General features: G+C 44.5%; 38 protein-coding genes and 1 tRNA gene. 34 read left to right on the plus strand and 5 right to left on the minus strand.

Features of this window, described 5'->3' with window-relative positions:
• From ACWPAB_RS06020 to ACWPAB_RS06030, 3 genes are all read right to left on the minus strand, one after another.
• A partial coding sequence (locus ACWPAB_RS06020) for a DUF3862 domain-containing protein (RefSeq protein WP_032793677.1) occupies positions 1 to 628 on the minus strand: 628 nt, incomplete at its 3' end.
• Between the two features lie 63 nt (positions 629 to 691).
• On the minus strand, positions 692 to 1,111 hold the full coding sequence (locus ACWPAB_RS06025; RefSeq protein ID WP_003574521.1) for an ImmA/IrrE family metallo-endopeptidase: 420 nt from the start codon (positions 1,109 to 1,111) through the stop codon (positions 692 to 694).
• Complete coding sequence (locus ACWPAB_RS06030) at positions 1,101 to 1,436, minus strand: helix-turn-helix domain-containing protein (protein WP_016382305.1); 336 nt, start codon at positions 1,434 to 1,436, stop codon at positions 1,101 to 1,103. Before ACWPAB_RS06030 ends, ACWPAB_RS06025 begins: the two co-directional genes overlap by 11 nt.
• Before the next feature lie 137 nt (positions 1,437 to 1,573).
• Between ACWPAB_RS06030 and ACWPAB_RS06035 the strand changes: the two genes are divergently transcribed.
• Positions 1,574 to 1,816 (plus strand): helix-turn-helix transcriptional regulator, encoded by a 243-nt coding sequence (locus ACWPAB_RS06035; RefSeq protein WP_016382304.1) that lies wholly within the window; start codon positions 1,574 to 1,576, stop codon positions 1,814 to 1,816.
• Positions 1,813 to 2,124, plus strand: coding sequence for a hypothetical protein (locus ACWPAB_RS06040; RefSeq protein ID WP_003574526.1), 312 nt, complete (start codon positions 1,813 to 1,815; stop codon positions 2,122 to 2,124). The genes ACWPAB_RS06035 and ACWPAB_RS06040 overlap by 4 nt, the downstream gene beginning before the upstream one ends.
• Here ACWPAB_RS06040 and ACWPAB_RS06045 read toward each other — a convergent pair.
• Entirely contained in the window at positions 2,121 to 2,330 is a 210-nt protein-coding gene (locus tag ACWPAB_RS06045) for a hypothetical protein (protein ID WP_016373289.1), read from the minus strand. The genes ACWPAB_RS06040 and ACWPAB_RS06045 overlap by 4 nt on opposite strands.
• Before the next feature lie 87 nt (positions 2,331 to 2,417).
• On the opposite strand from ACWPAB_RS06045, the gene ACWPAB_RS06050 reads away from it, so the two are divergent.
• From ACWPAB_RS06050 to ssb, 10 genes are all read left to right on the plus strand, one after another.
• Entirely contained in the window at positions 2,418 to 2,564 is a 147-nt protein-coding gene (locus ACWPAB_RS06050) for a hypothetical protein (protein WP_003585049.1), read from the plus strand.
• A gap of 65 nt (positions 2,565 to 2,629) precedes the next feature.
• The gene (locus ACWPAB_RS06055; protein ID WP_016382303.1) at positions 2,630 to 3,178 is read left to right on the plus strand and encodes a hypothetical protein; all 549 of its coding nucleotides are present in this window, start codon (positions 2,630 to 2,632) and stop codon (positions 3,176 to 3,178) included.
• Positions 3,157 to 3,378 (plus strand): helix-turn-helix domain-containing protein, encoded by a 222-nt coding sequence (locus ACWPAB_RS06060; protein WP_016382302.1) that lies wholly within the window; start codon positions 3,157 to 3,159, stop codon positions 3,376 to 3,378. Before ACWPAB_RS06055 ends, ACWPAB_RS06060 begins: the two co-directional genes overlap by 22 nt.
• A 12-nt stretch (positions 3,379 to 3,390) precedes the next feature.
• On the plus strand, positions 3,391 to 3,519 hold the full coding sequence (locus tag ACWPAB_RS06065) for a hypothetical protein (protein ID WP_016382301.1): 129 nt from the start codon (positions 3,391 to 3,393) through the stop codon (positions 3,517 to 3,519).
• Positions 3,507 to 3,749: a hypothetical protein gene (locus tag ACWPAB_RS06070; protein WP_016382300.1), complete on the plus strand. Its 243-nt coding sequence runs from the start codon at positions 3,507 to 3,509 to the stop codon at positions 3,747 to 3,749. Before ACWPAB_RS06065 ends, ACWPAB_RS06070 begins: the two co-directional genes overlap by 13 nt.
• Position 3,750: 1 nt before the next feature.
• The gene (locus tag ACWPAB_RS06075) at positions 3,751 to 3,921 is read left to right on the plus strand and encodes a hypothetical protein (protein ID WP_016382299.1); all 171 of its coding nucleotides are present in this window, start codon (positions 3,751 to 3,753) and stop codon (positions 3,919 to 3,921) included.
• 13 nt (positions 3,922 to 3,934) lie between these two features.
• Positions 3,935 to 4,801: a recombinase RecT gene (locus tag ACWPAB_RS06080; protein ID WP_076665449.1), complete on the plus strand. Its 867-nt coding sequence runs from the start codon at positions 3,935 to 3,937 to the stop codon at positions 4,799 to 4,801.
• Entirely contained in the window at positions 4,683 to 5,585 is a 903-nt protein-coding gene (locus tag ACWPAB_RS06085; protein WP_286011661.1) for a PD-(D/E)XK nuclease-like domain-containing protein, read from the plus strand. The genes ACWPAB_RS06080 and ACWPAB_RS06085 overlap by 119 nt, the downstream gene beginning before the upstream one ends.
• An 11-nt stretch (positions 5,586 to 5,596) precedes the next feature.
• Positions 5,597 to 6,514 carry a Lin1244/Lin1753 domain-containing protein gene (locus ACWPAB_RS06090; protein ID WP_016381987.1) on the plus strand — a complete coding sequence of 306 codons (918 nt, stop codon included), beginning with the start codon at positions 5,597 to 5,599 and terminating at the stop codon, positions 6,512 to 6,514.
• An 11-nt stretch (positions 6,515 to 6,525) separates the two neighbouring features.
• Positions 6,526 to 7,011: a single-stranded DNA-binding protein gene (gene ssb, locus ACWPAB_RS06095; protein ID WP_016381986.1), complete on the plus strand. Its 486-nt coding sequence runs from the start codon at positions 6,526 to 6,528 to the stop codon at positions 7,009 to 7,011.
• A 70-nt stretch (positions 7,012 to 7,081) separates the two neighbouring features.
• On the opposite strand, the gene ACWPAB_RS06100 is transcribed toward ssb, so the two are convergent.
• On the minus strand, positions 7,082 to 7,210 hold the full coding sequence (locus ACWPAB_RS06100; RefSeq protein WP_016381985.1) for a hypothetical protein: 129 nt from the start codon (positions 7,208 to 7,210) through the stop codon (positions 7,082 to 7,084).
• A 115-nt stretch (positions 7,211 to 7,325) separates the two neighbouring features.
• Here ACWPAB_RS06100 and ACWPAB_RS06105 point away from each other — a divergent pair, with 115 nt between their 5' ends.
• The 22 genes from ACWPAB_RS06105 to ACWPAB_RS06210 all read left to right on the plus strand — a co-directional run bounded on the left by ACWPAB_RS06105 (position 7,326) and on the right by ACWPAB_RS06210 (position 19,066).
• Positions 7,326 to 7,541 (plus strand): helix-turn-helix domain-containing protein, encoded by a 216-nt coding sequence (locus ACWPAB_RS06105; RefSeq protein ID WP_004562022.1) that lies wholly within the window; start codon positions 7,326 to 7,328, stop codon positions 7,539 to 7,541.
• A complete protein-coding gene (locus tag ACWPAB_RS06110) occupies positions 7,538 to 7,987 on the plus strand; it encodes a hypothetical protein (RefSeq protein ID WP_016381984.1) in 450 nt (149 codons plus the stop codon). Before ACWPAB_RS06105 ends, ACWPAB_RS06110 begins: the two co-directional genes overlap by 4 nt.
• A 46-nt stretch (positions 7,988 to 8,033) precedes the next feature.
• Entirely contained in the window at positions 8,034 to 8,288 is a 255-nt protein-coding gene (locus ACWPAB_RS06115) for a hypothetical protein (protein WP_016381983.1), read from the plus strand.
• Positions 8,285 to 8,650 carry a RusA family crossover junction endodeoxyribonuclease gene (locus ACWPAB_RS06120; RefSeq protein ID WP_016381982.1) on the plus strand — a complete coding sequence of 122 codons (366 nt, stop codon included), beginning with the start codon at positions 8,285 to 8,287 and terminating at the stop codon, positions 8,648 to 8,650. Before ACWPAB_RS06115 ends, ACWPAB_RS06120 begins: the two co-directional genes overlap by 4 nt.
• Before the next feature lie 13 nt (positions 8,651 to 8,663).
• Positions 8,664 to 8,774, plus strand: coding sequence for a hypothetical protein (locus ACWPAB_RS06125; protein ID WP_032793365.1), 111 nt, complete (start codon positions 8,664 to 8,666; stop codon positions 8,772 to 8,774).
• Positions 8,771 to 9,295, plus strand: coding sequence for a DUF1642 domain-containing protein (locus tag ACWPAB_RS06130; protein ID WP_016381981.1), 525 nt, complete (start codon positions 8,771 to 8,773; stop codon positions 9,293 to 9,295). Before ACWPAB_RS06125 ends, ACWPAB_RS06130 begins: the two co-directional genes overlap by 4 nt.
• Entirely contained in the window at positions 9,282 to 9,551 is a 270-nt protein-coding gene (locus tag ACWPAB_RS06135; RefSeq protein WP_016381980.1) for a hypothetical protein, read from the plus strand. The genes ACWPAB_RS06130 and ACWPAB_RS06135 overlap by 14 nt, the downstream gene beginning before the upstream one ends.
• The gene (locus tag ACWPAB_RS06140) at positions 9,541 to 9,867 is read left to right on the plus strand and encodes a hypothetical protein (protein WP_016381979.1); all 327 of its coding nucleotides are present in this window, start codon (positions 9,541 to 9,543) and stop codon (positions 9,865 to 9,867) included. Before ACWPAB_RS06135 ends, ACWPAB_RS06140 begins: the two co-directional genes overlap by 11 nt.
• Positions 9,864 to 10,217: a hypothetical protein gene (locus tag ACWPAB_RS06145; protein ID WP_016381978.1), complete on the plus strand. Its 354-nt coding sequence runs from the start codon at positions 9,864 to 9,866 to the stop codon at positions 10,215 to 10,217. Before ACWPAB_RS06140 ends, ACWPAB_RS06145 begins: the two co-directional genes overlap by 4 nt.
• Positions 10,204 to 10,602, plus strand: a complete 399-nt coding sequence (locus ACWPAB_RS06150; RefSeq protein ID WP_016381977.1) for a hypothetical protein — start codon at positions 10,204 to 10,206, stop codon at positions 10,600 to 10,602. Before ACWPAB_RS06145 ends, ACWPAB_RS06150 begins: the two co-directional genes overlap by 14 nt.
• Entirely contained in the window at positions 10,599 to 10,808 is a 210-nt protein-coding gene (locus tag ACWPAB_RS06155; RefSeq protein WP_016381976.1) for a hypothetical protein, read from the plus strand. Before ACWPAB_RS06150 ends, ACWPAB_RS06155 begins: the two co-directional genes overlap by 4 nt.
• A 36-nt stretch (positions 10,809 to 10,844) precedes the next feature.
• The gene (locus ACWPAB_RS06160) at positions 10,845 to 11,132 is read left to right on the plus strand and encodes a hypothetical protein (protein WP_016381975.1); all 288 of its coding nucleotides are present in this window, start codon (positions 10,845 to 10,847) and stop codon (positions 11,130 to 11,132) included.
• Positions 11,133 to 11,205: 73 nt separating this feature from the next.
• On the plus strand, positions 11,206 to 11,403 hold the full coding sequence (locus tag ACWPAB_RS06165; RefSeq protein WP_012491447.1) for a hypothetical protein: 198 nt from the start codon (positions 11,206 to 11,208) through the stop codon (positions 11,401 to 11,403).
• Between the two features lie 171 nt (positions 11,404 to 11,574).
• Entirely contained in the window at positions 11,575 to 12,018 is a 444-nt protein-coding gene (locus tag ACWPAB_RS06170; protein ID WP_016381973.1) for an ArpU family phage packaging/lysis transcriptional regulator, read from the plus strand.
• A gap of 313 nt (positions 12,019 to 12,331) precedes the next feature.
• Positions 12,332 to 12,395: transfer RNA gene (locus ACWPAB_RS06175), tRNA-OTHER, on the plus strand.
• Positions 12,396 to 12,649: 254 nt separating this feature from the next.
• Positions 12,650 to 13,273, plus strand: coding sequence for a hypothetical protein (locus tag ACWPAB_RS06180; RefSeq protein WP_052915996.1), 624 nt, complete (start codon positions 12,650 to 12,652; stop codon positions 13,271 to 13,273).
• Between the two features lie 29 nt (positions 13,274 to 13,302).
• A complete protein-coding gene (locus ACWPAB_RS06185) occupies positions 13,303 to 14,520 on the plus strand; it encodes a GcrA family cell cycle regulator (RefSeq protein WP_016381971.1) in 1,218 nt (405 codons plus the stop codon).
• Complete coding sequence (locus ACWPAB_RS06190) at positions 14,507 to 14,836, plus strand: thioredoxin domain-containing protein (protein WP_016381970.1); 330 nt, start codon at positions 14,507 to 14,509, stop codon at positions 14,834 to 14,836. The genes ACWPAB_RS06185 and ACWPAB_RS06190 overlap by 14 nt, the downstream gene beginning before the upstream one ends.
• A 36-nt stretch (positions 14,837 to 14,872) precedes the next feature.
• Positions 14,873 to 15,445 (plus strand): terminase small subunit, encoded by a 573-nt coding sequence (locus ACWPAB_RS06195; protein ID WP_016381969.1) that lies wholly within the window; start codon positions 14,873 to 14,875, stop codon positions 15,443 to 15,445.
• Complete coding sequence (locus ACWPAB_RS06200; RefSeq protein ID WP_016381968.1) at positions 15,429 to 16,682, plus strand: PBSX family phage terminase large subunit; 1,254 nt, start codon at positions 15,429 to 15,431, stop codon at positions 16,680 to 16,682. Before ACWPAB_RS06195 ends, ACWPAB_RS06200 begins: the two co-directional genes overlap by 17 nt.
• A gap of 4 nt (positions 16,683 to 16,686) precedes the next feature.
• Positions 16,687 to 18,114, plus strand: a complete 1,428-nt coding sequence (locus ACWPAB_RS06205) for a phage portal protein (RefSeq protein WP_032793367.1) — start codon at positions 16,687 to 16,689, stop codon at positions 18,112 to 18,114.
• Positions 18,080 to 19,066: a minor capsid protein gene (locus ACWPAB_RS06210; RefSeq protein ID WP_016381966.1), complete on the plus strand. Its 987-nt coding sequence runs from the start codon at positions 18,080 to 18,082 to the stop codon at positions 19,064 to 19,066. The genes ACWPAB_RS06205 and ACWPAB_RS06210 overlap by 35 nt, the downstream gene beginning before the upstream one ends.
• Positions 19,067 to 19,073: the final 7 nt, after the last annotated feature.

Below are 19,073 nucleotides of genomic sequence, written 5' to 3' on the forward strand. Positions count from 1 at the left end.
CACCTTTTACACCAGATGTATAACCGGCCACAACATTCTTTTGACCACCGATCAGGCTTTCATTGTAATAGTCAGGTTGTCCCCATTTTGAGGTGAAGTCAGTGTACTTCGTTCCGTCTTGGAATGCATTGAAATCTGCCAAAGTGATCTTTTGCTTGCGGCTTAACTTGAAGCCTGTAAGATTTTTGCTGAACGCGTTTCCATCGGTAAAGGAGACAATCACGTTAGCTCCCAAGCCGCCCTCAACATTAGTCCAAGTGACAAGATCAGTTTTAACTCCGTTTGTGGTACTGCTTGAGGTAGAAGATGGGTTACCAAACTTGGCTTTTAAATCATCTAATTTGGCACCACCATTGCCGTTTTGCATCAAATCACCCAGAGTGATGCTGTCAAAGTCTGCACGAGTAATCTTGCCGCTGTCCTTTTTTGATGTACTTGAAGATGATTTATCCGTTTTGCTAACTGCCGTTTTTTCTGTGGATTCGCTGCTTGATTTCCCCTTATTATTGAGGCCGCCGCCAATCGCTGCTACCACAATAATAACTAATACCCAAAACCAAACGCGCTTGTAAAAAGGCTTCTTTACCTTATACTGCTTGCCGTCAGCACCCATTACCTTTTTTGCCATTTTGTTTTCCTCCATAAATAATTTTCAGCTTTTATCGTCTTCCGTGTCTGGACTAACAATCAGTTATATATAAAAACCTTTTATCGCTTCTGAAGCAGCATCTTCCATTGACGCCGGAATATCAAACGCTTTCATAAACTGATTCAGATTGGCGTCTTCTTTATCAATGCCAGCAAAATATAAAGGAACCAGGATGTGAATTCCCCCAATGTTAGCTTCACCTTCAATGCTATTCTTTGATGCTGAATAAAAATACAGACAAGCTGGATCTTGGTGTAGAACATGCATTATTTCGTGTGCCGCTTGATAGGGCAATTGTTTTGGTTCATGCCAATTCATATTAACCGCAATCCAACGCGTTTCAGGATTAGAAACTGACGGAGTGTACGGTTTTAGCTTATATGTCAGCTCAGCCCCGACTCCACGGTCAAATCCATAGTTTAAAACTTCTCTCAGCATCTCGCTGGTAAATTCAGTCATCATGTTTGCCACCTCGAAGAAGTCTCTTGATTATCTCAAGATCTTCAGGCGGAATGGGGCGACCTTCAAAAGTCATGATGGTATCATTTTTTGAATCTGATATGTCTATTTGCTCCGGTTTTGAGCGAACGTCAGTAACTCCAAGCAAAAAATCAGTAGAAACGTTAAAGTAACGAGCCAGTTTCTTAATAGAATCTTGGTCAGGGGTTCTTTCGTTCTTTTCATATAAAGAGACAGACGCTTTGCTGACATTTATAATTTTTCCGACATCAGATTGGGTCATCTTCTTTTCGTTCCTAAGTTCTTTTAGTCTTTCTCCGAAGCTCATCATATCACCTCATAGGAATAGGATAGTGTATACAAATTGTAAACTCAACAAAGTTTAAAAAAAGTTCACTTTTTGAGTTTACAGTTTACTAATTGTAGATTATAGTGTTTACATAAAGTTGATTAGGAGGTGATCATTTGAACGAAAAGCTAAAAGAACGCCGCAAGGAATTTCATCTTACAATGCAAGATATTTCAAATATGATTGGCATTAGCAAAGGATATTATTCATTGATCGAACGCGGAGAACGCCGTGTTAGCTATGAATTGGCATTCAAAATTGCCACTGCATTAAAAACGAAGCCGGATCTTATTTTTTTGGAATATCAGTCAACTTTAAGTAAACATAGTCCTGCCCAGCGAAAGGAGGTAGTCAAATGAACGAAGAACTCAAACAGCACGCATTGCGCATTGCAGAAATATTGCAAGAACAAGGAAATCCATACCAGCGGATTGAAATTGACGCTGATGGGATTAAAAAGATCTCTACTGATTGGTCGGAACCAGCAGAGACCTCCAAAAACCCGTCAAAGCTGATCATTAAAGGACATCCATACGCAATGATCAATGTGACCAGAAATAACGAGTTAATTGCTTCGATAAGCGCATCAGATTGCATTACCGCCAAAGGATTCTTCGTACACTTTGTTGATAACGAGAAAGATGCACGTTTTACAAGCGATGATTAATCAAGGTTGTTGTTAGTGGTGCTGTCTGGCTTAGATGCTGGAGTTTTTAAGCCATGCAGGTTTCTAACGGTGTAGTTTTTATACTCGCCATTCTGTATGGCTTGTACAAACTGAGAACGATTCATGTTCTTTCCGGTGAAGTTGTCATGAAACTTCTCATTACGCCCTGACTTGTTTTCGCTTGTAACGCTGACTCGTTTTGGCATTTTAATCACCTCCATTCGATGCAATTATCGCACTTGGATGGAGGCAATCACACAATAGTCAGTTTTCAAGTTAAGGAGGTGAGCCATATGACACGTGAAGCAATGATTGATTTTTTGACCCGCGTCTACCCAGAGATTCCGGCCTTTGCATTCGAACAAATGCCTGACGAGCAGTTGAAGGGCCACGTTGACGAATGGCTAGCTGAAGACGCTGATCAACTTGCTATGGGTTAATCATAGCCTTCTATAGCATGAATCAATATCCACCAATATTTCATCTTTTAAAGGAAGTGGAACGTATGAAAGCAACAATTAGTAGCCCTTTGAATAGGTTCGCTACTAGAACCAACACGCCACAGAAGGTGATCGCTTATGCAGCAAAATTAGGGCACTCAACGATCAACAACTATTTTCATGGAACTCCCATTAGAGCAAATGAGGCTACTGACATTGCCAATTCGATGAATGACAGCGAACTAAGCTATGAAATGGCTAACTTGTTTCTAGGAATCCCTAAGCTGTTTAGCGGTGACGGAATATACCACGATTTACGCGGGCTTTTATTCACCGATAAACGAGAAGAAGACGAGGAGAAAGCTTCTTTCATCAAGCACGACATTGAGGGCCTTGCTAATGACCCCAACTTTACACGCGATGACGCTAAAAACTTGAAAGCATACGCATTCGAAAAATTGGATAGCACAGTCGCAGATCTAACCGAGCTGAATGCCATTTGTGAAATGCTAGGCATCTCAATTATGGATCTTTTCAGCGAAAGGCTCCCACATTATCAGAAACTTCATTATATGAGGAAGGATGAGCAGGCATGGAACAAGAATTCACACTGATCGATCCCACTAAGCCGCAAAGGACACGCAAGCCATTTAAACCGAAAATTTATTGGACGCCAAAAGATGTCATGGCACACTACCAGGTTTCTGCTGCGACAGTGAGCCGTTGGAAGAAGCGTGGCGCTCCATTCGTTGGACCGGGTAAAACACAGCGAGTTGAGCCTGAGAAGATGGAGCGTTGGTTTGCACGACAATAGGAGGCCTAACAAATGTTAGAAGCAATCATGTCGGTGCTGTTCGACCCATCATCAGCCTTTTGGAAGTATCTGCTTGTAACTCTGGTTGGCATCATGATCGGTGCCACAGCAGTAGGAGGTTGGAAACAATGGACACGTTAGGAGGAAGAACTATGCGTGACACGAAGGCATATTGGCAAGACATTCATGATCAAGCCGAGAACGTGATTTACAAGAGCCACGGAGATAGCGGTTGGCTTTGGATGTTCGAACTTAGTCAACGGATGCTCAACAAATGCGCACAAAAAAATCCCGTGGCTGCAACCACGGGAAGCAAAGATCTAAGCAAAATTATTTTCACTCCTAGTTTATCACGGAAGGCGGCGAAGTGAAATGGATATAAAAAAAGTCCGCACTGATTGGAAAGGCGATCCGATTTACTCAGGCGATGAAATCATCACGAATGTTGGCCCAGAAGGCGATACGATCAAAGATGATCCTGCCGAAATTCGAAAGTATATTTTGCACGAACTCAGCGGTGTAGCGATTGCCGCCGACTACTAGGAGGAATTTGAACATGGCTAATGAAATTGTAGCAAGCGTGAACAACCGTATCACTCAAATGCAGAAGAATGAGGGCTTGAAGCTTCCGGCCAATTATAGTCCCAGTAATGCCCTGAACTCGGCTTGGCTAACACTATCTGATAATAGCAAGGGCCCGTCGCTTTTAGACAAAACAAGCCCACAATCACAGGCAAAGGCGTTGCTCAATATGGTTATTCAGGGTTTAAGCCCTGCGAAGAATCAGGTCTATTTCATTCCTTATGGCAAAGACTTAACACTGATGCGCTCATATTTCGGAAGCTTAGCAATCTTGAAAAGGCTTGACAACGTCAAAGACGTTTGGGCTGAAGTTGTTCGAGAAGGCGACAACTTTCAAATTGGTTCTGATAGGGGACGCACGGTTGTGAAAGTCTTCGAACCACGCATTGAAAACCAAGATAATCCAATTGCCGGTGCTTTTGCGGTGATTGTTGACAACAACGGCACCGAGAATTTCACCATCATGACAAAAAAACAGATTGATCAAAGCTGGAGCCATGCGAAGACCAAGAAGGTACAACAAGAATTCCCTGAAGAAATGGCTAAACGCACGGTGCTTAATCGTGCTGCCAAGTTTTTCATCAACTCCAGCTCAGACAATGACCTGTTGCTTGGGGCCGTAAACGATACCACAGCTGATGAATACGATAACTCGGAGCCGATAGATGTAACACCTAACTTTGATGATTTGATTGATAGCAAACCGAAGGAGGATAAAAAGCATGTTGCAGATGCCGATCAGGACGAACCAAGAGAGTCAGAACAAGCAGAACGATCTGAACATCAACCAGTCACAGACAAAGAAGTCGCAAATCTCTTCCAAGGCCAAGCTAACAAGTAGGAACTACTACAGCAATCGCATGGATTGGCAGTACGAGTCACCAACGTGGTTCAAAAAGTTCATGGCTTGCGAGGCTGAAGCACTGGCTGAAATGAAAGGTGAATGGAAACCTAAGCGAGACCCAACGGCCTTACTTGTCGGTAACTATCTTCATAGCTACTTTCAAAGCCGTTATGCTCACAGAAAATTCAAAGCACAGCATCCAGAGATCATCTCAACACGTGGTGCCACAAAAGGCCAGCTTAAGAAGGAATACCAAATGGCTGATGCCATGATTAAAACGCTCCGAACGGACCCGATGTTCAAAGAGTTCTATCAGGGCAAGAAGGAAGTCATTGTACGTGGTGAGATTGGTGGCGTGATGTGGAAAGGCAAACTTGATTGTCTTCCAACAAATCACAAATACTTTGCCGACCTAAAGACGACCATGGACATCAACAAGCGCTTCTATTTGCCTGATGAACGGCGTTACGGCTCATTTATTGAAGCTTATAACTATTCACTCCAGATGGCCGTTTATCAAGAGCTAGTCCGACAGCAATACGGGGTGCAGGCGGTGCCGGTGATCATCGCAGTTTCGAAGCAAGATCCACCTGATAAGGCTGCTGTCTCAATTCCGCAAGACTTGCTCGATTATTGGTTGGAAAGGGTGAAGGAACTTCAGCCACGGATTGAAGCAGTTAAAAACGGACAGGAAAAACCCCATCGATGTGAGCACTGCGAATACTGTCGTGCTACCAAGCACCTCCAACAGATCATTAGTCTTTACGATCTTATTGAATAGGAGATGATCGCTTGGCAAGACCAGTAAAAGAAGGACTTGATTACTTTCCATTCGATGTTGATTTTGCAACGAACGAAAAGACAGAGGCAATTACCGGTGAATTTGGACCAAAGGGTGTTTTGATTTTCATTTATCTGCTCGCGGCGATCTACCGCAAAGGCTATTACCTCGAGTGGACCGAGCTAGCTAAAAACCAGCTTGTCAATCGTGTCAGTGGTGCGACTGGTGAGTTGGTGGGGCTAGTGGTCAAACGTCTGATTGAGTATGGGACTTTCAATAAAGACCTGTTCCTGTCGGACAACGTTTTGACCAGTCAGCGCATCCAAGAAACGTTCACTGATGCCACCAAAAGACGAAAATCGCAAAAACCAACATTGTATTGGATTAATGCAGACAGTAACTCCGATTCATATGGTGTTAATGACGACATTAATACACAAAGTAAAGTAAAGGAAAGTAAAGTAAATAAAAATAAAACAGACAGCCAGGCGGGCGTTCGTGTACACGAGAATGCGCGTTTGCTCTGGCAAAACGTTTGGGGATTTCCCAATGCCATTGCTACTCAAGATTTGGAAGAGTGGATCGGTAATTTTGGCGATGATTTGGTTTGCTGGGTCATTAAGTATGCAGCCCGTAAAGATGTCAAAGCAAAAGGCGCTGATCGATATTTAGCGAAAGTATTTGACGGCTATACAGAGCGAAAAATTAAGACTGTTGAGCAAGCTGAAGCAGAATCAAAAAAACACGAAGAAACGGCTAGGGCTAACTACACGGGTCCACAGCGTTACGGCAAGCCAGAGCGCGTTGATAAAGAACCTGATTGGTTAAAGCCTGGATATCAGGAACCAAAGCATGAAGTGACGCCCGAACAGCGTGCCAAGCTGGCCGAACAACTTGAACAGCTCAATCAGCTCGGCGAAAAGAATTAGGAGGAAGCATATTGCTAAACAGTGTCTCACTAACAGGCCGGCTGACAAGAGATGTTGACTTGCGCTACACACAAAGTGGAACCGCTGTCGGCTCGTTCACGCTGGCAGTTGATCGCAAATTCAAGAGCAAAAACGGAGAACGAGAAACTGATTTCGTAAATTGCCAGATCTGGCGCAAGTCGGCTGAGAACTTTGCAAACTTCACCAAAAAAGGATCCTTGGTTGGTGTGGAAGGCCATATTCAAACGCGCACGTATGATAACGCGCAAGGGCAGAAAGTGTTTGTGACCGAGGTAATCGTTGATAATTTCGCTTTGCTTGAGTCACGACAGACGTCTCAGAACAGCCCTAAATCACAGCAAACAGCCAATGCATCAGCAACCACGACCACAAACGCGAGTCAAACGACTCCAAATGCTTCACGAGCGAATACCACGGATCCGTTTGCTAATAATGGCCAGCCGATAGACATCCAAGATGATGATTTGCCATTTTAATAAAAATGACAAAAAACTCCCTCAGGGAAACCTTAGACCCTAAAGGAGTAATTAAAGTATGACTGTGTGACTACTTTTTCTTGGAACGTTGAGCTAATGCGCTGGCAGCGGCCGTTTTAGAAGTCTTGCTAGTGCGACGATCACGCAAGACAGCGGAAGCTGCAGAAGCAGCTCTTCTCGAGGTTGTTTTATTAGCCATATTATTTGCCTCCTAACATGATAGTTACGGGTGTACTAGCACTCGTACATGTTAAGCATACGATAGTGCACTGATAAAAACAACATATCGTACATTAGCCCGAAGGAGAATCAATATGTGGTACATCATCGAAAAAATTATGAACAAAAAAGGCTACAGTATCAGGAAACTTTCCAGAGTTGCTGGGTATAAAAATCCAACAACTATTTATTCAATCAAAACCGGTCAAAGCAAAGATCCGTCATTTTCAACGATGATACGAATTGCAGACGCTCTAGGCGTTAGCCTTGACGAACTAAGGCCTGATAAGCAAGGAGAGAAGAAAGCATGACACAAGTAACAGTGCGGTTTTACAAGCAAGGCGACAAAGTGTGGCGCGACTTCAAGGCAGAATTGCATAAGCGCTATGAAAAAGCCGTGATGCTAGACATTTCTGAAAGCGAAGCATTCTCAAAAATAGAGAAACAGGAGTTCAATAACCGGATTGTTGTATCAAAGAAAGCGATTGTCGAGAAACGTGCGGTAACCGGTATTGATAATCGAGATATGCCTTCAGTGGCACTGATCAGCAGCATCAAGGCTGTAAACAAACGTGGGAAAGCTAACCGTAAGAAGTATGCAGTGAAAGTTGCTGAGGCGGCAAGCAAGAGCAAAACACTAACAGAGGTTGCAAAACGTGTTGGAAAATCACGGCCGTTTATTCAGGCAGTTGCTAAAGAATTCCAGATCAAGTTGCCAAGCCGTAACAACGGCCGTGAAGAGATTGTTAGTCGTTAGACATTTAGCGATGAATAATACAAGAAACTACAGGAGGAATCTTCAAATGCAAGCAATTAAAACAAAAATGATGGTCGGTGATCTGGTTATGGTTCCTGATCGAGTATTCATGGGCGTGCGTGATCTCGGCGGTGTGGCACGAATCATCAGGATTGAACGATACAATGCCAGAGGTGCAAGCCTTGCCATCAACAAGCCAGTTGCTTTTGATGGCAAGGCACCCAAAGAGCTAATCACAACGGTTGAGATGGTTGACGGCAAGCAACGTCAATACTATCTGAAGGACGTGAAGCCGGCGTGAACAGGATTATTATTCCATTGCCCCTCATGACTCTTAACCAGTACATCAATGTTGAACGAGGCAACATGTTCGGCGGAGCAAAAGTCAAGAAACAAGCAACGGAAACGGTAATGTTGGCTGTGAGAAAAGCGATGAATCAGGGCGTGAAATTTCAATGGGGAAAACCTCTAAGTTTCGACTGGTACTGGTATGACAAGCGAACAGACCCGGACAACATCGCGTTTCAGCACAAGTTTATCTTCGACGGCATGCAAAAGGCTGAATTTTTAGAAAACGACAACTGGGATCACATTGTAGAACTGCGAGATCGGTTCTTTATTGACAAAGCTAACCCGAGAGTTGAAGTCGAAGAAATCGATTGAAGGAGGCCGACTCATGGAAAACGAAGTAGACGATGTTTACATCAGCCAAGTGACCGGTGAGCCGGTTTACGTGGACACCAAAGGAATTTTGTACAAGCTTACGAAAGTAGAGGACGAAAAATGAGCGAAGTAAAAATGTGCGCGGTTAAGAACGCTGAAGGCAAATACTGGGACTTTGGTGAAACAAACGGATTTTTGAGTTTCTCGAATGTTGATGTGCCAGTAACGCTCGATAAAGATTTAGCAACCGAAGTGGCAAGAAACTCTGGTGGCCACGTTGTCACGTTCGCTGAGGAGCCTAAAAAGGTAGTGCTGAGCGAGAAACAAGCCAAAATCGTTGAAGATGCAAATAAGTATAAATTTCCAGCATCATATATTTCTATGAAAACTGATGATTATGATGGCTTAGAAGAGCTACTGATGAATGCCTACGTCAACGGCTACACCGTGGCAAAGGAGAAGAAGTACAACGTCAAGGTACCACATACCAAAGAGGCTTGGTATTACAAGTCTGGCGATACAGATTTGTTGACGATTTGCCCCGCGGATAAAGAACTTCGTGGAAAGTTCACTGAATCAGAGATCGAGCATTACGGCTTGCAAGACTGCGAAAAAGAAGAGGTGACTGACGATGACAATGATTAAGTTGGATAGTGGTCAGAAGGTAAAGCTCACTGACCTAACCGAGATTTACATTGGGCATGACGGCCAGCTTAAATTGGAATATTGGATTGACGTGATGTCCTTGAAGACTGCGACTGTGACAATCACGGAACGGGATATGTTTCGGATTAAAGCGGCAGCGATTAAGTCTAATACAGTTGACGTTGACACGCCTGCAAACATGCGCAAGAAGTTTGACCACTTCATACGAGAGAAGGAGAAGGACGATGAGCAATGAGACGAAGCGGGACGTGTTCAACAAGGTTGCTGATGAATGTGCTGGGCTTGACTATGAAATGTACAAGGAATACCTGAAAAGATATGACGCGGCTTTGCCAGATGATATTCCGGTGCTTCCAAAAAGAATTGGAAAGTTTCTCAAAATAATGAAGTCAGTCAGGGCAGACCTTGTAAGTGCACTTGGAGAGGTTAGAAGCAAATATAACAGCTACGCTGAATGGGCGTTTGAAGATTACAACTCGGAAACGTTCGCCCATGCATACTTGTCAGGTGTCTGGCGCGTTGAGGAAACAGGGGAGATAGTCAAACTATGAGCAATGAGACGAAGCGAGACGTGTTCGAGGCGGTTTGGAATCGTCTTGCTGGCTATCAGGTGTTCTTCAATGGCTGGCCTAGGGAAACACTATATGACTACAAGAAACGTTATGACACCGCCTTGCCAGATGATTTACCCACAATACCATTAGCGGTATCAGAGGAAATAAAAGGCAGTCATGATTCCTTGTCTTTACGTGACGAACTTGAATCAGTAGACTCTACCAGCGATGACTTTTCAGTAGTTGATTATATTGAAAATAGTGAAAGTGTTTTTGCAGAAGCATGGAGCCGCGGAATGTGGCGCGTTGAGGAAACTGGAGAGGTGACAGGATATGACAGGAAATGAGACGAAGCGGGACGTGTTGGAGAAATTGGCAGAATGTTACGCCGAGGTTTATGACGCATACACCGATGAAACCGGAAGCCCATACTACTGTGACGATGAGCCAAATTATCTTGATGAATATGATGCTGCCTTGCCAGATGATCTGCCGGTGATTCCGGAAGCGGTCGGTGAATACATCAGGAAAGCAAAGGCACCCGGCAAGTGGGGACTGCTAGACGTATTTTGGCACCTTGAAGATAACATCTCAGCGGTGGGGATTAATGGCCTTTATGATTGGCAACGCTGGATGGCTGACAACCAAGTAGCCGTTGTCCGTGCATGGTTGCTGGAATCATGGATTGTTGAGGAAAACGGAGAAATCGTGAAATTGGAGGCGGAGAGATGAAACAAATAGAAATAAAGGTTATCCGTATGTCGAGCGGCAAATACCTTTGCAATTCCGGATGGGGCGGAAAAGGACAGACATCAGATCTGTCAGGAGCCATCAAGTGGTACGGAGAAAAGGGAGAGGCCGACCCCTACAAAACAGCACATGATTGGGGCGGCAAGGTTGTCGTGCTTCTGGAGGTACAAGATGAAACGAGAGATTAAGTTCAGAGAGAATCCGGAGCTACTGGAGGGAAAGCAATGACTGAAAAAGTGGAAAAGGGGTCGAATTCGACCCCCTTTACGGAGAACCAGAAAAACTGTCCATATTGTCATGAGCCACATAAGCTTATTGAATCAGAGCTTGGCAACTTCCTTCGAATCGGTATGACGGGTGGAAATGAATGGGATAGAATCGAGCCTAAAAAAATAAACGGTGCAGCAATACACACATGCGAAGCTGTTGGCTTTGATAATGCTGAGGTCGATGATCCAATCATGATCAATTATTGTCCGATGTGCGGACGCAGGCTGGAGGGAAAGCAATGATTGCCGTCATGTTGCTCATTGCATGTGTTGCAATGTGGATGTGGGCTAACTGGAAAAGAGGAAAATGAAATGAATGATCGGCATCGAGCAGTCATGCGAGCGCGCATTAGGTATGAACGCAGGAAACATGAGCGAACAATGGACGAATTCGCAAAATCACTTTATCCAGTCTTCAATGCGGCCGCTGCAACGATTGAACAATGGCTTGCTGCCTTCTAGTTCAGGTAAACAAAAAGCGCGTCTGATGAAGGACGCGCCGGAGGCAGATTAAGCTAAGAGATGTAAGTAATGAATTTCGTCACAATAGAGGCTGCCTCCTTAATCAGTATAGCAAACGCACATGTTGAAAGTACATTTAAAAGCATCAAAAAAAGCGCACCATTACGGCACGCCGTTTCCCCAAACTTTTACAAATTTAATTATACCATAAGGAGTGGACGCAGTGGTGCGAGCAACGAGATATTTTAGCCCAATTGATCATGATAAAACAATTGAAAACGCCAAAGAGGTCTTGGGGAACTACTGGCATCATAAGCGGCTCGCTCAACGCACCAAAATAGCGCTCAGAAGCCCCGTGATGGACGGCATGCCCAAGTCACCTAGCTATGGAAACAAAGCCGAGGAAAAGCTCGTATCGCACGCTGACGAGCTGTACTATATAGCGTGCTGTGAAGGCGCTATCGAATCTATAGAGAATGAAGACTACCGGATCATTTTAGTTGAGAGCTATCTGACTCCAAAGACGACACGTAAATCCAGCCTTCAGTTAGCCGCTCACTTGCATGTTGACCGAACTACCCTTTGGCGACAAACACAACAAGCTCTCTATGCTTTTGCCGAAATATGTCCGCTAGTGAAACTAGATGCAACATCCGTGCAACAATGATGCAACAAAAAACACGTTTTTCCGTCATATGATGGTATTGTGCCAAAGGTTAGAAACCTGAGACACCGCATTTTTCCTCCGAGCCTCAGTGATGATAAAGCTGTGGCAAGGCGTGGCAATGAGGACTGGCTGAGATAGTCAGGCGGGTTCGATTCCCGCATGCCACATATCACCCGTGAAGGTCTGTGACGGTAGATAATCCGTCGCTACGTACTGATAAGCCTACCATGACGATGAGTTAGCAGGGTGCAGTTGGGTGTTCTGAGGCATAGCTTTAAATAGCTTTAAACGCAATGCTTCAGGAGGAATCCAAGAGGATGTATTTGGTAAATCATATGAACGGCATATGTATGTGGGTTCAATTCCCACCGTCCTCATTGTCCAGTTTAGCGACCGGACACAGCTTGCGATGACCCCATCTGACACTGGGAGAGCGAGTGGATCGCTGTGGCGGAATAGGTAGACGCTAGGACACGTAGATGATTGGGTTCAACCGTGTTAGAGAGACCAGCGTGCACATCATGTCGGGTGCAAATCCCGACCAGCGATATTGCACGAGATATGCCTTAATTACCACCTAAATGTAGTATTCCAGTTCATGCTGGAGTACTATTTTTTTGAGGTGATATAAATGGACAGTGATAGTATTGTTAAAATGCTTGTTAAAGAAAACTTACTCGAAAAACAAAATATTTTTACTTTTTTTAGCTGGGTAAACAACACAAACACATCAGAAATTATGAACACGATAAATGGGTGCTCGAAGAAGATTAGTATCAATAACATTCACACTATTAAAGCTTACATAACATATAAGAAATCGCCCAATAGCGTTTCTGAATTTTTTAGAAATACGTTATTAAGTTTTGCCGCCTTGAGCACAATTGGTATCCCTATATGGCATTTCTTAAGCAAGATACCGGGTTGGCTTTGCTCCGGTAAAGATCATTATACAATTCTTGAACAATATCCCTACACTTCTAGCCCACAAGGACCACTATTGAAAATAGATGGATATATTAGTCCTCAGACAGTAATACGCATTCTTGTTATATCTGTTTTATTCTCGCTAGCGATTCCAATTATTGGATTTTTATTAGAAGCTTTTTTGGCGTGCAAAAACAGGAACGAAAAGTTCACATTGCTTACTATGCATGTAGTTCATGATACTGAAATTAACAGTAAAAGGTTTAAGTATCAGTTATTGCTTGAGGCTCTGAATAAACTCGGAAAAGAAGATTCTGAAAATCGGTAACTATTAAAACAGCTTCGGGAGGCGAGTAGATGCAATGGACAGATGAACAAATCAGTGGCATTAGGAAGCTCGCCTCTGAAGGTTTTACCAGACGTGAGACGGCAGACAAGCTCGGGATTAGCTACGATGCGCTTCAAGGCAAAGCAAGACGGCTTGGCATCGAGTTTCAAAAACCACTAAAAAATGAATACGATTCAGGCGGCACAAATAGGGAGACGCCATCCGCTGACAGAAAAGTCGCTCTTAATGCTGATGGTAGCCAAACAGTAACGGCCTTAATGAGACTCAAGCATGAGCCAAATAAAGACCCACGAACTTTGATGGAGTTGTGTGGATACGATCCTGATAAGTTCGAGATGGTCTTAGGCGACTACAAAGTGTATGAGCAGCATAGTACCGAAGACGGCACAGTTCCGCAGTACAGCATTCATATTCGCGTAAAGCCGAAACAAGGCTTATCGATAAGTGAAATGGCTGAAGCGTTCAACGACAAAATCATTCCGGTCAATTACGGCATGAAGAAATCGGGCGATCGCAACTTAGTCATCCCATTGCCTGACCTGCACTTTGGCTGGACAACATTCGCCGATCTAAAAGACATGGTGAGTCAACTCAGAGAGATTATCATGGACGGCTACAACGAGATTGTGATCGAGCAATTGGGAGATCTGTTCCATAGTGATCAGATTCATGCAACACAAACGGTTAGAGGGACACAACTAGATCACGCAAACATGCGTCAGGCATTCCATGATGCTGTGAAGTTGTTTGATCAGATTATTCCGCTGGCAATTGAATATAGCAATCGCGTCTCAATCAAGAGCGTGTTCGGTAACCATTCAGGTGATCTCGAATACGCTTTTCTTTATGCGCTGATAGATCGCTATCCACAAGTACACGTTGATCTCAATGACAGTAATCAGGCAACCGACTGGCGCTGTGCATACTTGCTAGGGCATGTTGGCATTATGCTCGCACACGGAGATGTAGCCAAGGACAAGCTGACAGGGCTTTTTCCATTTGAGTACAAAAGGATATTCAGTGTGGCAAAAACATACGAGCTTCACTCAGGCCACTATCATAGCGAGCGGTTTAAAGATGATCGTGGCATTATGTGGCGTCAGCTTGGAACGGCGAAACCAAATGATCCCTATGAGATTAAGAATGGCTTCACCACGGGCAAACATCTGCTGTATGCGTTCGTTTATGACGACACGCGATTGAGGTGTACTTATGAACTCAACTAATGCGATGAAGCGAGTCGGTTACGGATATGTAAGCCGCACAGAGCAATCAATCATTGAGAGATTATCGAGAGAAGAGAAACACATGAACGCAATCATTTACACAAAGCCACACTGTCAAAAGTGCCGATGGACAGTATTCAAGCTGTCACGAGTCATGCCAGTGCAAACCATCACAGCAGACGCAGACGACTACGAGCGGTTCCGCAAGCTAGGCTATCGTTCAATGCCAGTCGTAAAAATCTACAAAGCGGACGGCACACATGACGAATGGTGCGATTTGCAGGTTGACAAGATCAAACAATACACGGAAGACTAATAGCTCGTACAAACGTGGGAGGTGTGGTGATATGTAATGCGACTGACAGCAAAACAGAAGAAGTTCGTTGATTCTTATATTGCTGATAGCAATGCTACCAAAGCGGCACTAGAAGCAGGATACAGCAAAAGAACGGCTAGATTTGTTGGCGCAGAAAACCTAACAAAACCTAACATTAAAGCTGCCATCGATGAGCGCATGAAACGCATCGAGTCTGACAAGATTGCCAAGGCTGCTGAGGTGCTTCAATACTTCACCACAGTACTTCGTGGAGAGGCAAAAGAGACAATTATAGTTAGTACTCCAGACGGTGCAGATGCTGTTGAAAACGATCCAAGTATCAAAGACCGCATGGCAGCAGGACGCGAATTGTTAAAGCGTTACCCTGGTAATGATGAGCTGCTCAATGCTCAGCTAACGAAGATTATTACTGATATTGAGAAAACTAAGGCCGATGTTCGCAAGTCTAAAGCTGAGGCTGACATCATGGAAGCAAAAGCTAGCGCTTACCGCACTCCAGAAGGCCAATATGGAGGACTGAACAAGCTTTTAGCCGCAATTGATGAAAGCATTCCAAAGGACGGTGATGTCAATGACAACCCCGATTGATCAATTCAAAGGGAAACAGTTAGACATCATCAACTGGTGGCGCCGCTATCCAGACAAGCAGACAATCATTGCTGATGGTGCTGTGCGTTCCGGAAAGACGTTTGCGATGTCGATCAGCTATGTTCTGTGGAGCATGATTATGTTTGACCACGAGCAATTTGGCATTGCCGGCAAAACCATTGGATCATTGCGCCGAAATGTGATTAGGCCACTCAAACAAACGTTGCAACAAGTGGGATTCTCGGTTGTGGATCGGCGTTCAGAAAACATGCTGGAAATCAGCCTTGATGGAAGAACCAACCTCTACTATTTATTCGGCGGTAAAGATGAAAGCAGCCAAGATCTGATTCAAGGGATCACACTTGCCGGAATGTTCTTTGATGAAGCAGCTCTCATGCCACAGTCGTTTGTCAATCAAGCTACAGCGCGTGTTTCCGTTACTGGCGGCAAATACTGGTTCAATATGAACCCAGAGGGCCCGTATCACTGGTTCAAGACTGATTGGATTGATCAAGCAGACGATAAACGCGCATTGCGTCTCCACTTTGTGATGACGGACAATCCAAGCCTGAGCGATGAAGTTATTGACAGGTACGAACATATGTACTCAGGAGTGTTTTACCAGCGATATATTCTGGGACAATGGGTTCTGGCTGATGGAATTGTCTACGACAACTTCAATAAAGACGAGATGGTCAGCAATCCAAGCCAGCAGCCAAGCCGATACTATGTCAGTGTTGACTATGGCACACAGAACCCCACAGTTTTCTTACTTTGGGGTAAATGTGGGGCTGTTTGGTATTGCCTCAAAGAGTATTACTACGATGGACGGCATAGCAGCAGACAGAAGACAGATGATGAATACGCTCGGGATTTCAGCCAATTTGTCGGTGACATACGCTGTGAAGTGATTGTTGATCCATCAGCGGCTTCATTTATTACCAAATTGAGAGAACGCCGGTATCGAGTTATTAAAGCTGATAACGATGTGCTAAACGGCATTAGAGAAACGCAAACAGCTATGAACTCTGGTGAGATCAAGTTCACACCTGGGCTAACTAATCTGTTCAAAGAGTTCGCTTCTTATGTGTGGGATGACAAGGCCAGTCAAAAGGGTGAAGACAAAGTGGTCAAGGCACATGACCACGCAATGGACGCCATGAGGTATTTTGTCATACAGGTAATCAAACGGAGAAATGCAGCTCATACGTTCAAGAACACAAGCAAATACTTCTAAGGAGGTGGCCATCATATTAACAGTTCAAGGGAAAGGCTCAATCACAGACGGAGATGTGTTTATTTTCCCGACTGATGAAGAGCTAACTGGCGATGACATCAATGCGTTTATTACCGCCAATGATGATCTAGCTAAAAACAAGTACCTTCCAGCAAAGAAAATGTACCTCGGTCAGCACCAGATTATTGATGATGCGAAAAAGGATCATGGGCCAGACAACCGTCTTGTTGGCAACTTGGCTCACTATATCGTGGATACCTACAACGGGTTTTACATTGGCATTCCACCGAAGATCACGCTCGACAACACACAGGACAATACTGTGCTGCAAGAGTGGAACGACACGAACAGCGTTCAGGACAAATTAAGCGAGATCAGCAAGCAAGCATCCATTTACGGACGGGCGCTTGCTTTTTTGTACCAAGACGAAGACAGCAAGACGTGTATTGCGTACAGCTCGCCTATCAATTCATTCCTCATCTATGATGACACGGTAGCACATAAAGCCGTTGCGTTTGTCATGTATTGGCATGATGATAACAACAATTTAACTGGCAAGGTGTATATGAAAGACGGAATATACGGCCTTGATATGGTTCGCTTTGAAGGGACAGACGGATTTAACCCATTTAACGAAGTGCCAGCTGTTGAGTTCTTCATGAACACCGAACGTCAAGGAATCTTTGAGAACGTTGATACGCTAATTGATGCACTAGACAAGGTACTAAGCCAGAAGGCGAACCAGAATGAGTATTTTGACAATGCGTACTTGGTTCTCAAAGGCCTGAAACTCGATGAGGACGATGACGGCAACCCCAAACTCGATCTTAATGGCAACCAGATTATCTATGCTCCAGACGCCGATTCTGCTCAAGGCGTAGCTGAATTTCTGACCAAACCTGATGGCGATGCCATTCAAGAGCACCTCATTGATCGCCTCATCAGCATGATCTATCAGATCAGCATGGTTGCAAACTTGAACGATGAAGCATTCAGCGGCAATAGTTCTGGCGTTGCATTGCAATACAAATTGCTACCAATGCGCAATCTAGCGGCCAATCAGGACCGTAAGTTTACTCAGTCACTCCGGGAGCTTTACAAGATCGCATTCAGTGTTGGGACAATCCTTCCAGAAAGTAAATCTGATGACTGGCAAAAGCTTAACTTCGCATTCACGCGAAATCTTCCGGAGAACATTACCGACGAAGCGGACGCGGCTTCTAAACTAAAAGGCCTCGTATCAGATCAGACTATGCTTAGCACCTTATCATTTGTCGATGATCCCAAGGCCGAAATGAAACGCATCGCTGATGAGACCGCCCAGAAAGCAAAAGACGCTGCTGCTAACAGTCCGTCAAGCCCGGACTTCCAGAAATTGCTGAATGGTGGTGGCAATGATGACAACAACGACTCAACAACAGATAGCGAGTAATTCTGCCTACTGGAGTAAGCGAACGGCCGCTGAGCGGAAATGGATTGTCGAGAACCTTAAGAACGACGAGGCGTTCAATGCCCGAATTAAGGAATATTTTGACAAAGCCCTAACCAACGTCCAAAAGGATATTGACTCAGAGCTTACCAAGTATGCCGCATACAGCAACGACAGCATGGCCGGTGCGCGTCAAGCAGTAATGGCCACCGACATTAAAGCTTATCAAGCGGAAGCAAAGTCGATTGTCGATGATGCTAGAAAGATGTATAACGGCGAACCGCTCAAATATTCCGACTTTAGCAAGGATGTCAATGATCGTCTCAAGCTATACAACGCTACCATGCGGATTAATCGCTTAGAAATGCTCAAGAGTGAGATTGGTCAAGAGATGCTTGATGCACACATGAAAGTGAACGCTGATCTAATCTCAAAATTGAGCGATGATTATCAATTCGAGATCAAACGGCAAGCCGGAATACTTGGAGAGACAGTATCTAGGGGTGGGTACACTGATTTAGCCAAGCTGCTCTCCAAACGAGAGGGAGATTACACCTTCTCACAGCGCATCTGGATCAACCAAGACATTCTTAAGGCTGAACTGGATGAACTGCTGACATCCGCCACCATTCAAGGACAGAGCCCACTAAAGATTGCTCGCAAGCTACGCGGTCAAGTGGCAGAAACGGTGAACAATCACCGCTATGTGACAGAACGAATTGCACGTACTGAGTCAGCTCGGATTCAAACACAGGCGCAATTAGATAGCTTCAATAAGTTCGGCTATGACTATTGCAAATGGGTGGCTGAGCCAAGCGCGTGTGATGCGTGCAAGGAGATTTCAGAAGGTGGCAGAACTGGTAGAGGCATTTATCGCGTAGACGATGTGCCAGATATTCCAGTTCACCCCAACTGCCGATGTTCCATTGCGGCATATGCGCCAGATGATGATTAGGAGGAAA

It is taken from the genome of Lacticaseibacillus sp. 30, from assembly GCF_053819265.1.

Coding starts and splice junctions, on each gene's coding strand:
- ACWPAB_RS06025 (WP_003574521.1), bottom strand. CDS start 1,111: ATGATGACTGAATTTACCAGCGAGATGCTGAGAGAAGTTTTAAACTAT.
- ACWPAB_RS06030 (WP_016382305.1), bottom strand. CDS start 1,436: ATGAGCTTCGGAGAAAGACTAAAAGAACTTAGGAACGAAAAGAAGATG.
- ACWPAB_RS06040 (WP_003574526.1), top strand. CDS start 1,813: ATGAACGAAGAACTCAAACAGCACGCATTGCGCATTGCAGAAATATTG.
- ACWPAB_RS06045 (WP_016373289.1), bottom strand. CDS start 2,330: ATGCCAAAACGAGTCAGCGTTACAAGCGAAAACAAGTCAGGGCGTAAT.
- ACWPAB_RS06050 (WP_003585049.1), top strand. CDS start 2,418: ATGACACGTGAAGCAATGATTGATTTTTTGACCCGCGTCTACCCAGAG.
- ACWPAB_RS06055 (WP_016382303.1), top strand. CDS start 2,630: ATGAAAGCAACAATTAGTAGCCCTTTGAATAGGTTCGCTACTAGAACC.
- ACWPAB_RS06060 (WP_016382302.1), top strand. CDS start 3,157: ATGGAACAAGAATTCACACTGATCGATCCCACTAAGCCGCAAAGGACA.
- ACWPAB_RS06065 (WP_016382301.1), top strand. CDS start 3,391: ATGTTAGAAGCAATCATGTCGGTGCTGTTCGACCCATCATCAGCCTTT.
- ACWPAB_RS06070 (WP_016382300.1), top strand. CDS start 3,507: ATGGACACGTTAGGAGGAAGAACTATGCGTGACACGAAGGCATATTGG.
- ACWPAB_RS06075 (WP_016382299.1), top strand. CDS start 3,751: ATGGATATAAAAAAAGTCCGCACTGATTGGAAAGGCGATCCGATTTAC.
- ACWPAB_RS06080 (WP_076665449.1), top strand. CDS start 3,935: ATGGCTAATGAAATTGTAGCAAGCGTGAACAACCGTATCACTCAAATG.
- ACWPAB_RS06085 (WP_286011661.1), top strand. CDS start 4,683: ATGTTGCAGATGCCGATCAGGACGAACCAAGAGAGTCAGAACAAGCAG.
- ACWPAB_RS06100 (WP_016381985.1), bottom strand. CDS start 7,210: ATGGCTAATAAAACAACCTCGAGAAGAGCTGCTTCTGCAGCTTCCGCT.
- ACWPAB_RS06105 (WP_004562022.1), top strand. CDS start 7,326: ATGTGGTACATCATCGAAAAAATTATGAACAAAAAAGGCTACAGTATC.
- ACWPAB_RS06110 (WP_016381984.1), top strand. CDS start 7,538: ATGACACAAGTAACAGTGCGGTTTTACAAGCAAGGCGACAAAGTGTGG.
- ACWPAB_RS06115 (WP_016381983.1), top strand. CDS start 8,034: ATGCAAGCAATTAAAACAAAAATGATGGTCGGTGATCTGGTTATGGTT.
- ACWPAB_RS06125 (WP_032793365.1), top strand. CDS start 8,664: ATGGAAAACGAAGTAGACGATGTTTACATCAGCCAAGTGACCGGTGAG.
- ACWPAB_RS06130 (WP_016381981.1), top strand. CDS start 8,771: ATGAGCGAAGTAAAAATGTGCGCGGTTAAGAACGCTGAAGGCAAATAC.
- ACWPAB_RS06135 (WP_016381980.1), top strand. CDS start 9,282: ATGACAATGATTAAGTTGGATAGTGGTCAGAAGGTAAAGCTCACTGAC.
- ACWPAB_RS06140 (WP_016381979.1), top strand. CDS start 9,541: ATGAGCAATGAGACGAAGCGGGACGTGTTCAACAAGGTTGCTGATGAA.
- ACWPAB_RS06145 (WP_016381978.1), top strand. CDS start 9,864: ATGAGCAATGAGACGAAGCGAGACGTGTTCGAGGCGGTTTGGAATCGT.
- ACWPAB_RS06150 (WP_016381977.1), top strand. CDS start 10,204: ATGACAGGAAATGAGACGAAGCGGGACGTGTTGGAGAAATTGGCAGAA.
- ACWPAB_RS06155 (WP_016381976.1), top strand. CDS start 10,599: ATGAAACAAATAGAAATAAAGGTTATCCGTATGTCGAGCGGCAAATAC.
- ACWPAB_RS06160 (WP_016381975.1), top strand. CDS start 10,845: ATGACTGAAAAAGTGGAAAAGGGGTCGAATTCGACCCCCTTTACGGAG.
- ACWPAB_RS06165 (WP_012491447.1), top strand. CDS start 11,206: ATGATCGGCATCGAGCAGTCATGCGAGCGCGCATTAGGTATGAACGCA.
- ACWPAB_RS06180 (WP_052915996.1), top strand. CDS start 12,650: ATGGACAGTGATAGTATTGTTAAAATGCTTGTTAAAGAAAACTTACTC.
- ACWPAB_RS06185 (WP_016381971.1), top strand. CDS start 13,303: ATGCAATGGACAGATGAACAAATCAGTGGCATTAGGAAGCTCGCCTCT.
- ACWPAB_RS06190 (WP_016381970.1), top strand. CDS start 14,507: ATGAACTCAACTAATGCGATGAAGCGAGTCGGTTACGGATATGTAAGC.
- ACWPAB_RS06195 (WP_016381969.1), top strand. CDS start 14,873: ATGCGACTGACAGCAAAACAGAAGAAGTTCGTTGATTCTTATATTGCT.
- ACWPAB_RS06200 (WP_016381968.1), top strand. CDS start 15,429: ATGACAACCCCGATTGATCAATTCAAAGGGAAACAGTTAGACATCATC.
- ACWPAB_RS06210 (WP_016381966.1), top strand. CDS start 18,080: ATGACAACAACGACTCAACAACAGATAGCGAGTAATTCTGCCTACTGG.